This is a genomic window from Vreelandella gomseomensis (assembly GCF_031451645.1).
Lineage (GTDB): Bacteria > Pseudomonadota > Gammaproteobacteria > Pseudomonadales > Halomonadaceae > Vreelandella > Vreelandella gomseomensis.
Map to the genome: position 1 here is coordinate 22,011 of NZ_JARWAI010000006.1, position 18,791 is coordinate 40,801.

16 protein-coding genes and 2 tRNA genes are annotated in these 18,791 nt (G+C 60.3%); 2 read left to right on the forward strand and 16 right to left on the reverse strand.

The window, feature by feature from the left end:
• The first annotated feature begins 96 nt into the window (after positions 1-96).
• Positions 97-1,275, forward strand: coding sequence for an acetyl-CoA C-acetyltransferase (locus tag QC815_RS08925; RefSeq protein ID WP_309768096.1), 1,179 nt, complete (start codon positions 97-99; stop codon positions 1,273-1,275).
• A 65-nt stretch (positions 1,276-1,340) separates the two neighbouring features.
• Here the strand turns inward: QC815_RS08925 and QC815_RS08930 are convergent, their stop codons facing one another.
• The 16 genes from QC815_RS08930 to rlmE all read right to left on the reverse strand — a co-directional run bounded on the left by QC815_RS08930 (position 1,341) and on the right by rlmE (position 18,337).
• Positions 1,341-2,507, reverse strand: a complete 1,167-nt coding sequence (locus QC815_RS08930; protein ID WP_309768097.1) for an MFS transporter — start codon at positions 2,505-2,507, stop codon at positions 1,341-1,343.
• Positions 2,508-2,586: 79 nt separating this feature from the next.
• The gene (pnp, locus tag QC815_RS08935) at positions 2,587-4,755 is read right to left on the reverse strand and encodes a polyribonucleotide nucleotidyltransferase (protein ID WP_230447797.1); all 2,169 of its coding nucleotides are present in this window, start codon (positions 4,753-4,755) and stop codon (positions 2,587-2,589) included.
• A gap of 138 nt (positions 4,756-4,893) precedes the next feature.
• Positions 4,894-5,163 carry a 30S ribosomal protein S15 gene (rpsO, locus tag QC815_RS08940; RefSeq protein WP_230447796.1) on the reverse strand — a complete coding sequence of 90 codons (270 nt, stop codon included), beginning with the start codon at positions 5,161-5,163 and terminating at the stop codon, positions 4,894-4,896.
• A gap of 106 nt (positions 5,164-5,269) precedes the next feature.
• Entirely contained in the window at positions 5,270-6,193 is a 924-nt protein-coding gene (gene truB, locus QC815_RS08945) for a tRNA pseudouridine(55) synthase TruB (protein WP_309768099.1), read from the reverse strand.
• Positions 6,193-6,606, reverse strand: coding sequence for a 30S ribosome-binding factor RbfA (rbfA, locus tag QC815_RS08950; protein WP_230447794.1), 414 nt, complete (start codon positions 6,604-6,606; stop codon positions 6,193-6,195). The genes truB and rbfA overlap by 1 nt, the downstream gene beginning before the upstream one ends.
• Positions 6,607-6,623: 17 nt before the next feature.
• Positions 6,624-9,173: a translation initiation factor IF-2 gene (gene infB, locus QC815_RS08955; RefSeq protein WP_230447793.1), complete on the reverse strand. Its 2,550-nt coding sequence runs from the start codon at positions 9,171-9,173 to the stop codon at positions 6,624-6,626.
• Positions 9,174-9,200: 27 nt separating this feature from the next.
• Positions 9,201-10,715, reverse strand: a complete 1,515-nt coding sequence (nusA, locus tag QC815_RS08960; protein WP_230447792.1) for a transcription termination factor NusA — start codon at positions 10,713-10,715, stop codon at positions 9,201-9,203.
• A 72-nt stretch (positions 10,716-10,787) separates the two neighbouring features.
• Complete coding sequence (gene rimP / locus QC815_RS08965) at positions 10,788-11,249, reverse strand: ribosome maturation factor RimP (RefSeq protein ID WP_309768102.1); 462 nt, start codon at positions 11,247-11,249, stop codon at positions 10,788-10,790.
• Positions 11,250-11,539: 290 nt separating this feature from the next.
• Positions 11,540-11,616: transfer RNA gene (locus QC815_RS08970), tRNA-Met, on the reverse strand.
• A 181-nt stretch (positions 11,617-11,797) separates the two neighbouring features.
• Positions 11,798-11,884: transfer RNA gene (locus tag QC815_RS08975), tRNA-Leu, on the reverse strand.
• Between the two features lie 34 nt (positions 11,885-11,918).
• Complete coding sequence (gene secG / locus QC815_RS08980; protein ID WP_230447790.1) at positions 11,919-12,278, reverse strand: preprotein translocase subunit SecG; 360 nt, start codon at positions 12,276-12,278, stop codon at positions 11,919-11,921.
• A gap of 4 nt (positions 12,279-12,282) precedes the next feature.
• Positions 12,283-13,032, reverse strand: a complete 750-nt coding sequence (tpiA, locus tag QC815_RS08985) for a triose-phosphate isomerase (RefSeq protein ID WP_230447789.1) — start codon at positions 13,030-13,032, stop codon at positions 12,283-12,285.
• A gap of 83 nt (positions 13,033-13,115) precedes the next feature.
• On the reverse strand, positions 13,116-14,462 hold the full coding sequence (gene glmM, locus QC815_RS08990) for a phosphoglucosamine mutase (protein ID WP_309768105.1): 1,347 nt from the start codon (positions 14,460-14,462) through the stop codon (positions 13,116-13,118).
• Positions 14,459-15,376: a dihydropteroate synthase gene (folP, locus tag QC815_RS08995; RefSeq protein ID WP_309768108.1), complete on the reverse strand. Its 918-nt coding sequence runs from the start codon at positions 15,374-15,376 to the stop codon at positions 14,459-14,461. Before folP ends, glmM begins: the two co-directional genes overlap by 4 nt.
• A gap of 107 nt (positions 15,377-15,483) precedes the next feature.
• Positions 15,484-17,484: an ATP-dependent zinc metalloprotease FtsH gene (ftsH, locus tag QC815_RS09000; protein WP_230447786.1), complete on the reverse strand. Its 2,001-nt coding sequence runs from the start codon at positions 17,482-17,484 to the stop codon at positions 15,484-15,486.
• Positions 17,485-17,686: 202 nt separating this feature from the next.
• On the reverse strand, positions 17,687-18,337 hold the full coding sequence (gene rlmE / locus QC815_RS09005; RefSeq protein ID WP_309768111.1) for a 23S rRNA (uridine(2552)-2'-O)-methyltransferase RlmE: 651 nt from the start codon (positions 18,335-18,337) through the stop codon (positions 17,687-17,689).
• Positions 18,338-18,447: 110 nt separating this feature from the next.
• Between rlmE and yhbY the strand changes: the two genes are divergently transcribed.
• The gene (yhbY, locus tag QC815_RS09010) at positions 18,448-18,774 is read left to right on the forward strand and encodes a ribosome assembly RNA-binding protein YhbY (RefSeq protein WP_230447784.1); all 327 of its coding nucleotides are present in this window, start codon (positions 18,448-18,450) and stop codon (positions 18,772-18,774) included.
• The last annotated feature ends 17 nt before the right edge of the window (positions 18,775-18,791 follow it).

The window sequence follows — 18,791 nt, forward strand, 5'->3', positions numbered from 1 at the left end:
ACCCTTCCCCTATGCTGAGACCATGACAGTAACAACAACGCTAGACACGAACGCTGACGCTTTTCCGTCGACGTTCCTCAGACCAGGAGTCTTGTTATGCAAGAAATAGTGATTGTCGCGGCTCGCCGTACCGCGGTCGGTGCCTTTGGTGGCTCACTCGCCGGCATTGCGGCCAGCGATCTGGGCGCGCTGGTCATGAAGGATATCCTTTCCTCCACAGGCGTTGCCCCCGACCAGGTAGATGAGGTGCTACTGGGCCAGGTGCTGACCGCCGGCGTCGGCCAGAACCCTGCCCGTCAGGCATCCATCAAGGCCGGTCTGCCCGAAGCCGTTCCGGCCATGACCATCAACAAGGTCTGCGGCTCTGGCCTCAAGGCCCTTCACTTGGCCACCCAGGCGATCCGCTGTGGCGATGCCGAGCTGATTCTGGCCGGTGGCCAGGAAAACATGTCGGCGTCTCCCCACGTGCTGCCCAACTCGCGCAACGGTCAGCGCATGGGCGACTGGAAGGCCATCGACTCCATGGTCCACGACGGCCTGTGGGACGCGTTCAACAACTATCACATGGGCATAACGGCTGAGAACCTCGCCGAGAAGTACGGCATCACCCGGGAAGCCATGGACGAATTTGCCGCCGCCTCCCAGCAAAAGGCCGCCGCCGCCATTCGGGAAGGCAAGTTCAAGGGCCAGATCGTGCCGGTGGAAGTTCCCCAGCGCAAAGGTGACCCGCTGGTGTTCGATACCGACGAGAACCCACGCGAAGTCACCGCCGAAAAACTCGGCGGCATGCGTCCGGCGTTCAAGAAAGACGGCACCGTGACCGCGGGCAACGCGTCGGCACTCAACGATGGTGCCGCGGTGGTCATGATCTGCTCGGCGGAAAAAGCCAAGCAGCTCGGCCTCGAACCGCTGGCGCGTATTGCCGGCTACGCCAACGCGGGTGTCGACCCGGCGATCATGGGTATCGGCCCGGCACCGGCCACCCGCCGCTGCCTGGAAAAAGCCGGCTGGAGTCTTGACGACCTCGACCTCGTTGAAGCCAACGAAGCCTTTGCCGCCCAGGCGCTGTCGGTCAATAAAGAGCTCGGCTGGGATACCAGCAAGGTCAACGTCAACGGCGGCGCGATAGCCCTGGGCCACCCCATCGGGGCCTCGGGCTGCCGCGTGTTCGTAACGCTGCTCCATGAGATGATCGCCCGCGATTCGAAGAAAGGCCTCGCGACGCTGTGTATTGGCGGCGGCCAGGGTGTCGCCCTGGCGATTGAGCGACCCTAACGGCGGCAGGTCATTAACGACTCGTTGTCTGCATGTATGCCCCCGCCATTGGCGGGGGCATTTTTTTACCGCCTAGCGCCGACGATCCGCGACGGCGTTCGCAACACCAGCAGCGTACCCAGCAAAAACAGCCCCGACGCGGCCCACATCGCCACCGGCAGGCTGGTGCCGTCGACAATCCGTCCGCCGACCATCGCTCCAAACCCGATCGACAGGTTGAAGGTAAACGCCATCAGCGCGGTGGCCGCCTCGGTGTTCGGGGCCGTGCGCAGAATCCAGGTTTGAATGCTCACCGACACGCTGCCGAACACCGCGCCCCACACCATCAACAACGCCACGCCACTGGTCGGCGTCACGCCCAGCCAGGGGAAGGCCGCGACGACGAGCAGCAACACGCAGGGGATCGCCAGCACGGCGCGATAAGGATGACGCCCGGCATAGAGTCCCGCAGCGATATTGCCCAGTATCCCCGCGGCACCGTAAAGCAGCAGCAGGCTGCCCACATGGCGCTGGGCAATACCACTGATGTCCTGGAGAACCGGGCTGATAAACGTATAGGCGGCGAAATGCCCAACGACAACAAAGCCGGTGGTCAGCACCGCCACACGCACCCCTTGGCTGCCGAACTGCTCGGCCAGCACGGCCAGTCGCACGGGCTCTCTGGGCGGCAGCGGCGGCAGCCAGACCCAAAGCGCGGCCGCCGTCAGCAGGCTCAGGCCGCCAAGCGTCGCAAAGGCGACCCGCCAACTGCTGAAGTCACCCAGCAACGTGCCCAACGGCACGCCCAGCACCGACGCGGCGGCGACGCCGCCAAAGATGATGGTCATCGCCTTGGAGACCTGACCCGCCGGCACCAGGCGCGGCGCGATACTGCCGGCGACCGCCCAGAACCCGCCGATGCTGACGCCTACCAGCACACGGGATGCCAGCAGCAACACGAAGCTGCTGGCCAGCGCCGTCAGCACACTGCCGACCACCATGACGGCCATCAACAGCGTCAGCATCACTCGCCGGTCCAGCCGCCCCACGGCTACGGGCAGCAGCGGCGCCGAAAAGGCCGCCACGACGCCCGGCACGGTGACCATCAAACCCGCCATCCCGGGGGTCACACCCATGCTCGAGGCCACTTGGGACAGCAGGCCAATCGGCAATTGCTCGGCGGTCACAAGCAGAAAGATGCCCATCATCACCGCCACCACGGCCCGCCAGCGTGGCGTTTCCACCTGCTCCATTACGATTGCTCCCTGCTGAAACGACGCCGCCCCCGACGCCATGGGCGACGAGGGCGGTGTCAGACACCGAAAGGGCGAGTTAGATCGTCGCTTCGGTTTCCGCTTCCTGCGCTTCGAACGCCGCTTTCTCTTCTTCGGTGATTTCTTTCATCGACAGCTTCACGCGATTGCGATTGTCGATATCCAGCACCTTGACGATGACATCGTCGCCTTCATTCAGGAAGTCGCGCACGTTGTTCACCCGCTCCTGGATAATCTGCGAGATATGCACCAGGCCATCGGTGCCGGGCATGATGTTCACAAAGGCACCGAAGTCGGCAATGCGTACCACCTTGCCTTTATACAGCTTGCCGATTTCCGCTTCGGCGGTAATCGCCAGCACGGTATCGATGGCTTTTTTCGCGGCCGCCTTGTCTTCGGCATAAATCCGCACGGTGCCGTCATCGTCCAGGTCGATGGACGCGCCGGTGTCTTCGCAGATTTTACGAATGGTGGCGCCGCCTTTACCGATCACGTCACGGATCTTGTCCGGGTCGATCTTGATGGTCGCCATGGACGGGGCGTTATCCGATACTTCGGTACGGCTCTGGGCAATCACGGCATTCATCTGCTCGAGGATGCCAAGACGTGCAGCATGGGCCTGCTGCAGCGCCTTTTCCATGATCTCTTCGTTGATGCCTTCGATCTTGATGTCCATCTGCAGGGCGGTCACGCCCTCTTCAGAACCGGCAACCTTGAAGTCCATATCGCCCAGGTGATCTTCATCGCCCAGGATATCGGTCAATACGGCGTAGCCGTCCGCATCCTTGACCAGCCCCATGGCAATACCGGCTACCGGGGCTTTCAGGGGCACACCGGCGTCCATCAGCGCGAGGGAGGAACCGCACACCGACGCCATCGAGCTCGAACCATTGGATTCGGTAATTTCCGACACCACGCGAATGGTATAGGGGAAGGCATCTTCCGCGGGCAGCATGGCCTGCACACCCCGGCGAGCCAGGCGGCCATGGCCGATTTCACGGCGCTTCGGACCACCAAAGAAGCCCGCTTCACCTACGCAGTACGGAGGGAAGTTGTAGTGCAGCATGAAGCGGTCTTTGCGTTCGCCTTCCAGCGATTCGATAAGCTGCGAATCGCGCAGCGTTCCCAGGGTGGCAATCGCGATCGCCTGGGTCTCGCCGCGGGTGAAGACGGCCGAGCCGTGAGTTTTCGGCAGGGTGCCCACTTCAATGTCCAGCGGACGCACGGTGGCATTGTCGCGGCCATCGATGCGCGGCTCGCCCTTGATGACCCGCGAGCGCACGACGCGCTTCTCGAGACCGGCAAACGCGGATTTGACGTCATCCTTGGCAAACTTGCCGTCAGCATCTTCGTCTTCAGCAGCAGCCAGCTGCGCAACCGCGTCGTCTTTCAGTGCAGAGAGCGCATCCTGACGGGCCATTTTATCGGTAATGCGATAGGCTTCGCCGACCTTGGCTTCGAAGGCGTCGGCCATGGCGGTTTTCAGCGCCACGTTTTCTTCGGGCGGCTGCCAGTCCCAACGCGGCTTACCGGCTTCAGCGACCAGTTCGTTGATCGCACTGATGGCGACCTGCATTTCCTGGTGGCCAAACAACACGGCGCCAAGCATCTCGTCCTCGAGCAGTTCCTGGGCTTCCGACTCCACCATCAGCACGGCTTTATCGGTACCGGCCACGACCATGTCCAGTTCCGAGCTCTTCAGTTCTTCGACGGTCGGATTCAGGAAGTAGCCCTGCTCTTCGTTAAAGCCCACCCGGGCACAGCCAATCGGTCCGCTGAAGGGGACGCCCGAAATGGACAGCGCCGCCGAGGTGCCCAGCATCGCCGCCACATCCGGGTCGTGATTGCGATCGGTGGACAGAACGGTACAGATGACCTGCACTTCGTTCATGAAGCCCTTGGGAAACAGCGGGCGGATCGGACGGTCGATCAAACGCGAGGTGAGCGTCTCTTTCTCGGTGGGACGGCCTTCACGCTTGAAGAAGCCGCCAGGAATCTTGCCGACCGCGTAGGTTTTCTCCTGGTAGTGCACCGAGAGCGGGAAAAAGGGTTGATTGGGGTTGGCTTCTTTCCTGGCCACGACGGTACACAGGACAACGGTATCATCCATGGTCACCATAACGGCGCCGGTGGCCTGGCGAGCAATGCGCCCAGTTTCTAGCGTGACGGTGCTGCGACCGTATTGGAACGTTTTCTTGACCGGATTCACGGCGGCTTCCTTTAACATTAATTGCTACTTGTCTTTTCGTTTGGTCGTTTTGACTCGCCACTATTCTAGGCGTTGCCGCGCGATAGGGCTACCAGTAACAAAAAAACGGGCAGCTCGCATGGAGCTGCCCGTTTCTAGACCTTCGCCAGCAATAACTTAGCGGCGGATACCCAAGCTCTGAATCAGAGACTGATAGCGTTCGAAATCTTTACGCTTCAGGTAATCCAGCAGCTTACGACGCTGGTTTACCATGCGGATCAGACCACGACGCGAGTGGTGATCCTGCTTGTTGGTCTTGAAGTGGCTCTGCAGGCCGTTGATGTTGGCGCTCAGCAGGGCTACCTGTACTTCAGGTGAACCGGTGTCGTTCTCGCCGCGGCCGTATTCGTTGACGATTTCGGCCTTCTTTTCAGCGGTTAATGCCATCTGTCTCTCCAGTAAGCAATATGCCTAACAATGAATGGGTGAGACCACGCATATTTGCAGTCTCAAGTCGCTATTTTCGCGTAAATCGCAGCATCCATGCAACGTATTACGAGATGGCGACCGTACTTAACAGTCGCTTGGGCGCCACTTCCTGGGCCCCTTTCACCACGCCGAGCCCAATGAACGCCTCGGCGTAATAAAGCCTTGCCAGTGCCTCGGGCGGCAGTGCGTCACCGATGGCCAGGCGGGCCGACTGACCGTGGGCCAGCCGTCCATAGCCCGACTCATCCACCACAAGCGACGGCAGATGATCGACCAGCACATCGACCGGCATCAGCTCGGCTTCGCGCGCAGTTTGGTCTGCCAGCGCTTCAAGGGCTTCCAGCGTCCACATGGCATCGCCATCAAAAGGACCTGTCTTGAGCCTTCTCAGCTGACTGATGTGACCACCACAGCCCAACGCCTTGCCGATATCTTCGGCCAGGGTGCGGATATAAGTGCCTTTGCTGCAGCTGACTTCCAGCTCGAAGGCGGTGCCTTCAAATGACAGCAGGCGGGCATCATACACGCTTACCCGGCGGGCTGCACGCTCAACCTGCTTGCCTTCGCGGGCCAGCTCGTAGAGTTTTTTACCCTGGTGCTTGAGCGCCGAGTACATCGGAGGCACCTGATCAATCTCGCCTCGAAAGCGAGTGAGCACCGTTTCGATGTCCTGTGCCGCCAGCTCGGGGACATCGTGGCGTTCGATCGCCGTGCCTTCTGCATCGCCGGTATCGGTGATCACGCCCAGCTCGACCCGGGTGCGATAGACCTTGTCGGCTTCCAGCAGGTGCGCGGAGAACTTGGTCGCCTCGCCCAGGCAGATCGGCAGCAGGCCGGTGGCCATCGGATCCAGCGTGCCGGTGTGCCCCGCTTTTTGCGCGTCGAACAGACGCCGCACCCGCTGCAAGGCATGGTTGCTGGACAGACCTTTCGGCTTGTCCAGTAGCACAATGCCGTTAACCGGCAGACCACGACGGCGACGCGCCATTAGCGGGTCTCCTCACCCGGCTCGTCAACGCCCTCATCGTCCTGAGATTGGCGAGCGCGGTCGGTCGACACCGCTTCCTCGATCAACGAAGAAAGCTGCTGACCGCGGACGACGCTTTCGTCGAAATGAAAGCGCAGCTCCGGCACGTGACGCAGTTTGATGCGCTTGGCAATCTGGCTGCGCAGAAAACCTGCTGCCCGCTTCAGCACCTGCAGGTTTTCCTTGATACGCTCGGGGTCTTGCTCACCCAGCAGGGTGACGTAGATATCGGCGTAACCAAGGTCACGGCTGACGGTGGCCCCGCTGACCGTGACCATGCCCAGGCGCGGGTCTTTCACTTCGCGCTGGATCAGTACCGCCAGCTCCTTCTGGAGCTGGTCGGCTACTCGGTCGGTACGCTTGAATTCGCGCATGATTGCTCCTCGCGGCCTTAGAGGCTGCGCTCGACCTTCACTTGGTCAAAGACTTCGATCTTGTCGCCGACCTGAACATCGTTGTAGTTCTTCACGCCGATGCCACACTCGACGCCGCTACGTACTTCCTGAACGTCGTCCTTATAGCGGCGTAGCGATTCGAGCTCGCCTTCGTAGATCACCACGTCATCGCGCAGCACGCGAATCTTCTTGTTCCGGTGCACGGTGCCTTCGACCACCATACAGCCGGCGATCGCGCCGATCTTCGGCGCGCGGAAGACATCGCGTACTTCGGCAATACCGACGATTTCTTCTTTCCACTCGGGCGCAAGCATACCGCTCATCGCCTGCTTGACCTCGTCGATCAGCTGGTAGATGACGCTGTAGTAGCGCAGATCCAGGCCTTCACGTTCGATGATTTCGCGGGCGGCAGCATCGGCACGCACGTTGAAGCCGACCACGATGGCTTCGGAGGCGAGCGCCAGGTTGGCATCGGTACCGGTGATACCGCCCACACCCGAGGACACAACCGCCACTTCGACTTCGTCGGTGGAGAGCTCTTCCAACGCACCCTTGATGGCTTCCAGCGAGCCCTGGACGTCGACTTTCAAGACGATGTTGACCTTGGCCACTTCGTCTTGGCCCATCTGGCTGAACATGTTCTCCAGTTTGGCCTTTTGCTGACGCGCCAGGCGTACTTCGCGGTACTTGCCTTGACGGAAGTTGGCCACTTCGCGGGCTTTCTTCTCGTCGGCCACCACCATGAAGTCGTCACCGGCGTCCGGCGTACCGTCCAGGCCCTGGATTTCGACCGGCATGGCCGGGCCCACCTCGTCCACTTGCTTGGCAAGTTCGTTGGTTAGCGCCCGCACGCGACCGTAGTGCAGCCCGGCCAGGACGATATCGCCTTTCTTGAGCGTACCGTTCTGAACCAGCACGGTCGCCACGGGGCCACGGCCTTTATCCAGGCGCGACTCAACCACGACACCTTTACCCGGTGCTTCAGGCACGGCTTTAAGCTCGAGCACTTCAGAGACCAGCTGGATCGCTTCCAGCAGCTCCTCAATGCCATCACCGCTCTTGGCAGACACGTGGACGAACTGAGTATCGCCGCCCCACTCTTCCGAGATCACGCCGTGCTGCGAGAGCTCGTTACGAATGCGGTCGAAGTCAGCCCCCTCTTTGTCGATCTTGTTGACCGCCACTACCATCGGCACGCCCGCCGCTTTGGAGTGCTCGATCGCCTCGACCGTCTGGGGCATCACACCGTCATCCGCCGCCACGACCAGAATGACAACGTCGGTCGCCTGGGCACCGCGGGCACGCATGGCGGTAAACGCCGCGTGGCCTGGCGTATCCAGGAACGTCACGCCGCCATGCTCGTCTTCCACATGGTAGGCACCGATATGCTGGGTAATCCCCCCCGCTTCGCCGGTTGCCACCTTGGCCTTGCGGATATAGTCGAGAAGCGACGTCTTACCGTGGTCGACGTGGCCCATGACGGTCACGACCGGTGAACGGGTGATTTCGTCGCCTTCGTAGGAGATGCCCTCGAGCATTTCCGTTTCCAGGGCGTCATCTTTCACCAGCTTGACCTTGTGACCCATCTCTTCCACCACGATCGCTGCAGTATCCTGATCGATGGTCTGGTTGATAGTCACCGCCGCGCCCATGTTGAACATGGCCTTGATGACTTCGTTGGCCTTGATCGACATCTTGTCGGCCAGATCCGCCACGCTGATCGACTCAGGAATCGAGACTTCGCGAACGATCGGCTGGGTCGGCTTCTGGAAGCCATGCTTGCCATTGCCAGCGCCGGCACCACCGCGACGGCCGCCGCGACGCTCGGCACGCTTGGCTTTCTTGCCGCCGCCGCGCTTGCGCTCTTCGCGATCGCCACGCTCCTCTTCGTCACGACGACCTTTATTTTTTGCCGCTGCTTTCTTGGGTGGCGCCGTACGACGATCGGAGCGGCCTTCTTTCGGCGGCGCTGGCGGCATATCGTCATTGGACGGCGCTTCTTCGATCTGCAGCTCCGGCACGTCCACGTCGGCGGCTTTCGGCGCCGCCTGTGCAGCTTGCTCCGAGGCTTTTTCAGCCTCTTTGCGAGCGGCCTCTTCGGCGGCCTTGGCTTTTTCCGCTGCGGCCTTTTCTTCTGCTTCACGGGCTTCGCGCGCCTTGGTTTCGGCTTCGGCTTCCGCCATATCGCCTACCAGCTGGCGCGGCCCCGAATGCTGGGGTTCCGGCGCCTTGGGCTTATCCTCTTCTTCAGACCGCTTGACGTAGGTTTTCTTCTTGCGAACCTGAACCTCAATGGTCTTGCCGCGCTCCCCGGTCTTGATCCGGCTGCGCGTCTTGCGCGTCAAGGTAATACGGCTTTTGCCCGTATCGCTTTCATCGCCACCGTGACTCTTCTTCAGAAAGTTAAGCAGCGTGCGCTTATCTTCTTCGGAAACGGCATCGTTTTCAGAGGCATGCTGCAAACCGGCTTCTTTCATCTGTTCTAGCAGGCGGGGCACATCGCGGCCCACCTTTACTGCGAAATCTTTAACTGTCATATCTGACATATTGACCCTCCTCAGCCCGTGACCTGTTTACTGTGTGTTCGAATCCGACGCGTCATCGTCTTCAAACCAGGGCGCACGGGCAGTCATGATCAATGCCGCTGCGCGCGCTTCGTCCAACTCCTCGATATCGACCAGATCGTCGACAGACTGCTCGGCGAGATCTTCCATGGTGACAATGCCGCGGCTGGCGAGGATGAAGGCCAGATGGCGCTCCATTCCGTCCATCGCCAGCAGGTCATCTGCCGGCTGGGCACCGTCCAGCGCTTCTTCCGAGGCAATGGCCATCGTCAGTAGCTCGTCTTTCGCCCGTGCACGTAACGCTTCCACTAGCTCCTCGTCGAACTCTTCGATTTCGAGCATTTCTTCCAGCGGCACGTAGGCAACTTCTTCCAGGGTGGTGAACCCTTCTTCCACCAACAGGCGGGCAACATCGTCATCGACCTGAAGATGGTGCACGAAGGAATCCACCAGACTATCGATTTCCTGATCGCGCTTGGCGTCCGCTTCGTCTTCGGTCATGACGTTGATTCGCCAGCCGGTCAGCTCAGAGGCCAAGCGTACGTTCTGGCCGCTACGGCCAATCGCCTGCGCCAGGTTGTCTTGAGCAACGGCAACGTCCATGGCGTGAGCATCCTCGTCGACAAGGATAGACGCCACGTCGGCCGGCGCCATGGCATTGATCACCAGCTGCGCTGGGTTGTCGTCCCACAGGACGATATCGACCCGCTCGTTTTGCAGCTCCGTCGAGACGGCCTGCACGCGCGAGCCGCGCATGCCGACGCAGGCACCCACCGGGTCGATGCGACGGTCGTTGGTTTTCACGGCTATTTTAGCCCGCGAACCGGGATCCCGGGCGGCTCCCTTGATTTCGATCAGCTGCTCGGCGATTTCCGGCACTTCAATCTTGAAGAGCTCGATAATCAGCTCGGGGCAGGTCCGCGACAGCTGTAGCTGCGCACCGCGCGCGTCGGGGTCGACTTTGACCAGCAGCGCGCGAACGCGCTCGTTCATGCGGTAGCGCTCGCCGTGAATCATTTCGTTGCGCGGCAAGAAAGCTTCGGCGTTGTCGCCCAGATCAATGATCAAACCGTCGCGCGTGGTTTTCTTGACGATGCCTGCAACCAGTTCGCCTTCGCGGTCGGCGTATTGACGCACCACTTCGGCGCGTTCAGCTTCGCGAACTTTCTGGACGATGACCTGCTTGGCCGTTTGCGCAGCGATCCGCCCGAACACGGCATTCTCGATTTTCTGCTCGACCACATCGCCCAGCTTGAGCGGCGGATCACGCTGCTCGGCAATGGTTTCCTTGATTTCGTAATCCGGCGTTTCGAATTCGTCGTCTTCAACCACCGTCCAATAGCGGAACGTTTCGTAATCACCCGTGCGACGGTCAATATGCACCCGCACGTTGGCTTCTTCGTTATCAAACCGTTTGCGTGACGCGCTCGCAAGAGCAGCTTCCACCGCTTCGAAAATAATGTCGCGGGGAACACCTTTTTCGTTAGAGATCGCGTCAACGACCATTAAAATTTCTTTACTCATGCGTTTGCCTCGCCAGAAAACCTGTCCTTATGTGCATCGTGCCAGCTGCCTGCCGGCCACCACGCCACCCGGTTAATCGTCGAACTGCGGTACGATGTGCGCAGAATCAATGCCTTCGACAGGAAAGCAATATTCTTCGCCGTCTATCTGCAGCAGTATTTCGTCGCCTTCGACGCCTGCCAGCAGTCCCTGAAACTTGCGCCGCCCGTCAAAAGGAGCGCGCAGCTTGAGGGCGACATGATGTCCTTGAAAACGGGAAAAATGATCCAGGGTATAGAGCGGGCGCGCCATGCCCGGCGAGGAAACTTCCAGGCGATACTCACCTGGAATGGGATCCTCAACGTCCAGAATCGCACTGACTTGGCGGCTGATATCGGCGCAGTCTTCAACATTCACACCGCTGTCACGCTCAATATAAATCACCAGGCGCGAGTGCTTACCCTGTGAAAGATGGTCGATGCCCCATAGTTCAAAGCCCATGGCAGCGACAACAGGTTCGATCAGCGCGTGCAGCGCCGCATGTTTTGTGGCCACAGACAGTGCTCCTATAGCCGTTGCATCAGGCACCTGGCCAGGAGACATATGAAAAGCTAGGTGGCTGATTGGCGTTACCCGGAAATGTGTCTCCGGCTAGCCGATGGGCGTCCGCCCTTGAGACACGCTTGTTAACGAAAAGCTGCTAACAAAAAGCCCCTTCACAGGAAGGGGCTTTTTGAAAGAAACCTGTTACACCAACATGGCGGCAAGCAACGGGAAAACCCTTAATGGTGGCGTCACCTCTTGTTTCATGAAACGCTCACACATACGTGCTTATCGCCAGAAAGTGGTAGCGGGGACCGGATTTGAACCGATGACCTTCGGGTTATGAGCCCGACGAGCTACCAGACTGCTCCACCCCGCATCAATCTAGGTGGCAGATAATAGACGCTTGAACATCGTTCGTCAAGCTGACTTTTATCGTAACCAGCGCACTCACTGTCTCTGGCATCGCCTGCGTCATTCTTGCCTGACGGTAGCGATAAAACAGCTTCTTCACGCTTAGTGCATACTGCTCTGGAGAACTGGCGAACCAGTACATCAGATGGTGCCGAAGGCGGGACTTGAACCCGCACGACCGTAAGGTCACTACCCCCTCAAGATAGCGTGTCTACCAATTCCACCACTTCGGCATCGGGGGAGGCTCGAGAAAGCGAAATCAAGCAGTTACTCGCCGCTTTCCTCTAGCACTGGCGCAGCATTATCCGCACTTTCGCTGCCCTCGTCAAGCATTGGTGCATTTTGCTGCTGCTCAATGAGATTGGCATCGGGAATACCGGCTTCCGGCGCCTGGCCTGCCTGGGTCGCAAAGTACGCCAGCGCCATCGAGGTGACGAAAAAGCCTGCGGCCAGAAGCGCCGTGAAACGGGCCAGAAAGTTACCGCTGCCGCGTGACCCAAATACCGTTTGCGACGCACCGCCGCCAAAGGCCGCGCCCGCTTCGGCACCTTTCCCCTGCTGAAGCAGGATGAGCACAACCAGGGCGATCGCAATCACCACATGAACCATAAGAATTGCAACTTGCATGGCGTTATCCTGCTGACTGACAAATGGCATAAAAATCGTCGGTTTTGAGCGAAGCACCGCCCACCAAACCGCCGTCGATGTCCGGCTGCGCTAGAAGCTCAGCCGCGTTGTTTGCATTCATGCTGCCGCCGTAAAGCAACCTGAGCTGCTCGGCAAGCGAGGTATCGAAGGACGCCTGATAGGCGCGAATGCCTGCCATGACGTCCTGAGCCTGCTCGGGCGTGGCGGTACGCCCCGTCCCGATGGCCCATACCGGCTCGTAGGCGATAATCACCTCGCAGCGCTGTGCGGCTTCCAGGCGCGCCATGACATGCCCCACCTGGCGCAGCACCACGTCCATGGTATGGCCCGCGTCACGCTCTTCCAGGGTCTCCCCCACGCACAGGATGGGTGACATTCCGACCTCAAGCGCAGCCATCAGGCGTTCAAACACCTGCTCGTCGGTCTCCCGATACAGCTGCCGCCGCTCTGAGTGACCGACGAGGGCGTAGGCCACGTCAAACTCCTTGAGCATGCGGCCGCTTACCTCGCCGGTGTGCGCCCCGGAGTGCAGCGGATTGAGCGTCTGCGCACCGAGCCGTAGCGGGGTGTTGCTGAAGGCATGCCGCGCCGCATCCAGGTAGGGAAACGGCGGAATCACGACCATATCAACGTCCGCCGGCAGCTTTGCGTCGGCGAATACCTTACCGAACGCTTCAACCAGTGCCGCCGAACCGTTCATCTTCCAGTTGCCGGCGATTAAGGGCCTACGCATGGACTCTCCTCACTCAAGGTGGAGCGAAATGGTATAGGAGCGGACTTGTCAAGACAACCGCTGTTATCTGCCCGCCCGGGCTATTAAAGCAGCGCCCTGACCTGTTCGGCCAGTCGACCTGCCAGCTGATCCACGTCAAGATGCGCACGACCTTCGACCATCACGCGGATCAACGGTTCGGTGCCCGACGCCCTGAGCAGGACACGCCCCTCGTCGCCCAGCTCGCGCTCGAGCGCGGTGATCGCCTGCTGAAGCGGCTCGGAGGCCATCACCTCTTTGGCATCGGTACCGGGGGGCAACCTGACATTGACCAGCGACTGCGGAACCTTCTCAAGCCCCCTCAGCAGGGCAGGCAGCGACTGCTGCTCGCGCATCATCAGGGCGAGCACCTGCAGCGCTGACACGATGCCGTCGCCGGTGGTCTGCACATGGCTGCACACAATATGCCCCGAGGATTCGCCGCCCAGCTCCCACTGGTTGGCCGCCATGCGCTCCATCACATAACGGTCACCGACCTTGGCACGCTCGAACGGGATACCCATCTTTTCCAGCGCCATGGCGAGGCCGAAATTGCTCATCAGCGTACCCACCACGCCGCCTTGCAGTTGGCCCCGCGCGCGGCGATCCCGGGCAATCAGATACAGGATGTCATCCCCGTCCACTTCGCGACCGTCCGAATCGACCAGCAGCACCCGGTCACCGTCGCCGTCAAACGCAATCCCCAGATCAGCGCCCTGCTGGATCACCGCGGCGCGCAGCGCCGCGGGGTGCGTCGAGCCCACCTGCTGATTGATATTCAGACCATCAGGCGAGCCACCGATCACGCTCACCTCGGCGCCAAGCTCGCGGAAAACGCTGGGGGCAATGTGGTAGGTGGCGCCGTGGGCGCAGTCGAGCACAATGGTCAAGCCATGCAGGCTGAGGCGGTCGGGCAGGGTCGACTTGCAGAATTCGATATAGCGACCGGCCGCATCATCAATCCGCGTGGCCTTGCCCAACTGAGAAGCATCCGCCGTGGTCAGCGGAGCCTCGAGCATGACTTCGATACGGTCTTCGATGTCATCGGCCAGCTTCTTGCCTTCGGCCGAGAAAAATTTGATGCCGTTGTCTTCAAAGGGGTTGTGCGAGGCTGAAATCACGATGCCCGCATCGGCGCGAAAGGTACGCGTGAGATAGGCGATCCCTGGCGTGGGCATCGGCCCAAGCAATGCCACATCAACCCCTGCCGCCGAGAGCCCCGACTCCAGGGCCGACTCGAACATGTACCCCGAGATACGCGTATCCTTGCCGATCAATACCCGCGTGCGGCCTTTTTCGCGACGCAGCACCTGACCTGCGGCCCAGCCCAGCTTGAGCATGAAATCGGCGGTGATCGGCGACTGACCGACCGTTCCACGAATACCGTCGGTGCCGAAGTAACGTCTGCTCATGCGCGGTTTTCCTCATGTAAAGGGGGCTCGCAGCCTTCCTGGAGCACTGCCCAGGCCATGTTGACGGCGTCTACCGTAGGCCCTACATCATGCACGCGCACGATGCCGGCGCCGCGCTCAACCGCCATGGCCGCCAGCGCCAGGCCACCGGGAAGCCGCTCGTCAACGGCGCGCCCCAAGACTTTACCGATCATGCTCTTGCGCGACATCCCGACCAGCACCGGCAGGGAAAGCGTCTGGAGCGCGGCCATCTGATTCAGTAAGCGCAGGTTATGCTCGACGGTCTTGCCAAACCCAAAGCCGGGATCCACCAGCAGTCGATGGCGGCGCAGCCCCGCGGCTTCACACTCGGCAATACGCGCCGTCAAATACTCGATCACTGCCTCCTCGATCGGCTGCTCGTAGGCAGGCGCCTGCTGCATGTGCTGGGGCTCGCCCTGGCGATGCATCAGACTCACCGGCAGACCGCTTCCCGCAGCGGCGGCAAGAGCCCCCTCCCGCTCGAGAGAGCGCACGTCATTGATCATGCCCGCCCCCAGAGTACTTGCTTCGCGCATCACCGCCGGGCAGCTGGTGTCCACCGAGACCAGGGCGTCGAGCTCGCGCACCAGACCTTCAATGACCGGGGCGACACGGTCGAGCTCTTCCTGCTCGGCCACCGGCGACGCCCCGGGGCGCGTCGATTCACCGCCGACATCGATGATGGAGGCACCTTCGGCGACCATCTGCTCCGCACGCCGCAGCGCATCGTCCACGGCCACATGCTGACCGCCATCCGAAAAGGAGTCAGGGGTTACGTTCAAGACCCCCATGACGCGGGGAAAGGAGAGGTCGAGCAAGTGCCGCCCGCAGCGAAGCTGCGAAGACGTCGGGGTCACCGGTGCCGAAGGAGTAGGACGTGCCGTAGAAGTCATGCTGCCGCCTGGTCGAAAAAACGTATCGCTATTGTAGCCACACAGCATAACAAAAAGGCGTCCCTTTTGGGGACGCCTTCTCAATAGCCGAATGGCCGGATGCTGCGTTATGAGCCAGCAGGCCCGCCCAGCGGATCCGAAGGCCGACGGCGCGGCTCTTCATCGTCTGCATCGCCGTCGTCACCTGACGCGTCGCTGCTGCGGTTATCGCTGGACGAGGCGGTGGACTGATCGTCACCCACAGGGGTTCCGCCACCCGAAGAGTCGCCATCGTTCCAGCCTTCCGGCGGACGCGGATCACGGCCATCCATGATGTCCTTGAGCTGGTCGGCATCGATGGTCTCATACTTCATCAATGCTTCCGCCATGGCATCCAACTTGTCGCGGTTGTCGGTCAGGATCTGACGCGCCTGTTCGTAGCAATCATCAATGATCTTGCGCACTTCTTTATCGAGGCGCGTGGTGGTTTCGCCCGACTTCATCTTCGAGCCGCCCTGACCCGGACCGCCGAGGAACTGATGAGACTCGTCCTCGTCGTACATGATCGGCCCCATTTCGTCCGAGAGCCCCCACTTGGCGACCATATTGTGGGCCAGCTCGGTAGCACGCTTGATATCGTTGGATGCACCCGTGGTCACACCGTTCGCACCGAGCGTCATCTCCTCGGCGATACGGCCGCCGAACAGCGAACAGATCTGGCTGAGAATCTGCTGGCGAGACAGGCTATAGCGGTCTTCTTCCGGCAGGAACATGGTGACACCCAGCGCGCGGCCACGCGGAATGATCGTTACCTTGTAGACTGGATCGTGATCCGGTGCGACCAGGCCGATAATGGCGTGGCCCGACTCATGATAAGCCGTATTCAGCTTTTCCTTGTCGGTCATGACCATGGATTTGCGCTCGGCACCCATCATGATCTTGTCCTTGGCCAGATCCAGCTCTTCCATGCTGACCAACCGCTTGTTACGGCGAGCGGCGAACAGGGCAGCCTCATTGACCAGGTTAGCCAGATCGGCGCCGGAGAAGCCCGGTGTACCGCGGGCAATGATCTGCGGTTTCACGTCGTCACCCAGCGGCACCTTGCGCAGATGGACGCCCAGAATATGCTCGCGGCCACGAATGTCTGGCAGGCCAACCGTAACCTGGCGGTCGAAACGGCCGGGACGCAGCAGTGCCGGGTCGAGCACGTCAGGACGGTTGGTCGCGGCAATCACGATGACGCCTTCATTGGCCTCGAAACCATCCATCTCGACCAGCAGCTGGTTGAGCGTCTGCTCGCGCTCGTCGTTACCGCCACCCATGCCGGCGCCCCGCGAACGGCCCACGGCGTCGATCTCGTCGATAAAGATGATACACGGCGCCTGCTTCTTGGCCTGCTCGAACATGTCGCGAACGCGCGAGGCGCCCACGCCGACGAACATCTCGACGAAGTCCGAACCGGAAATCGAGAAAAACGGCACCTTGGCTTCACCCGCAATGGACTTGGCCAACAGCGTCTTACCGGTACCCGGCGGGCCCACCATCAATACGCCACGGGGAATAGTGCCGCCCAGACGCTGGAATTTGGTGGGGTCACGCAGGAAGTCGACCAGTTCCTCGACTTCCTCTTTGGCTTCGTCGCAGCCCGCGACATCCGCAAAGGTGGTCTTGATCTGATCCTGCGAGAGCAGCTTGGCCTTGGACTTGCCAAAGCTCATCGGGCCGCCCTTGCCACCGCCGGCACCGCCCTGCATCTGGCGCATGAAGAACATGAAGATGGCCAGGATCAGCAGAATCGGGAAGCTGGCGATCAGCAGGCGTGTCCAGATACTTTGCTGCTCCGGCTCCTTGCCGATAACCGTCACGTCATTGCTCAGCAGATCGTCCATCAGCTTGGGGTCTTCTGCCGCCGGACGAATCGTCTGGAACTGTGACCCGTCCGAACGCTCACCGGTGATGGTATAGCCATCAATGGTGACGCTGCGTACCTGCTGTTCCTGCACCTGCTCGACGAACTGGGTGTAGTTCATCGTCTGAGGCGCGCTTTCAGTACTGAAATTATTGAACACTGTCAGTAGCACGGCCGCGATGACCAACCACAGAATCAGGTTCTTTGCCATATCATTCAAGGGGCTACCCTCATTACAAGAATCTGTCAGTTAAACCCTGATAGTGAGACCTTACATCAGCCTCAAGCGTTCAACCATTGCCAAGACGCCTAATGTCTTGGGCCATCTGTGCCACGCTCGCCTATTGGCCCAATGTGACACACTTTGCAACTGTCTGTCTGGCTATCGCGGTGATAAATCCTGGCGATAAGCCGGCGGGCGGTCACGAACCCCGAAACCCCTCCGCCAGTAGATACACTTCCCGTGAACGTGCACGGGAAGCACCGGGCTTGCGCGTTACCACCCGCTTGAAACTGTTACGCAGCTCTTTCAGGTAGCTGTCGAACCCTTCCCCCTGAAATACCTTTACCAGCAAATTGCCGCCCGGCGACAGTGTTTCCCGGGCAAGCTCGAGGGCCAGTTCCACCAGATACATGGCTTGCGGCTGGTCAATCGCCGCCATGCCACTCATATTGGGGGCCATGTCCGACATCACAAGGTCGACCGGGCGATTTTCGAGACGCTCGAGGATGGCGTTCAGCACCGTTTCTTCGGTGAAATCCCCCTGGATGAACGTCACATCCGCAAGGCTGTCCATCTCCAGGATATCGGACGCAATCACCCGGCCCTGCGACCCCACTTTCTCAGCGGCAATCTGGCTCCAGCCACCCGGTGCAGCGCCCAGGTCAATGATCGTCATGCCGGGGCGCAGCAGCTTGTCTTTTTCATCGATTTCCAGCAGCTTGTAGCTCGCCCGAGAGCGATAACCATCCTGCCAGCTCTGCTTGACGTACTGATCGTCAAAATGCTCTTTCATCCAGCTTGCGCTGGTTTTACTTGATGGCCGTTTTCGGCCCGGAGGCGTTTGCTGCATACAATCTGACACTGAAGGAGCGATGGGCGCTTTCACACGATGGCTTTCACTCGGTGACGTTTCACCGTAAGATGGAACGTTAAGCGCAAACTGGGATACCGCAAGATACCATGAGCTTGTCACAGGCACAAAAGAAAGCATTTCGCAGCATTGGCCACTACCTCAATCCGGTGGTCACCGTTTCCGAAAATGGCGTTTCCGACAATTTACTCGCTGAACTCGGCCGGGCACTCAACGACCACGAGCTCATCAAGGTGAAGCTCGCACTGCCCGAGCGCGATGACCGCGCCGCAATGCTTGAAGAGCTGATCAACGACAGTCAGGCGGAACTGGTGCAATCCATCGGCAAGACGGCGCTGCTCTACCGCCCGAACCCGAAGGGTAATCCCAAGCTGTCCAACATCAAGCGCTTCGAAAACCATCACGGCCGTCGCTGAGCATTTATTCAGCGACT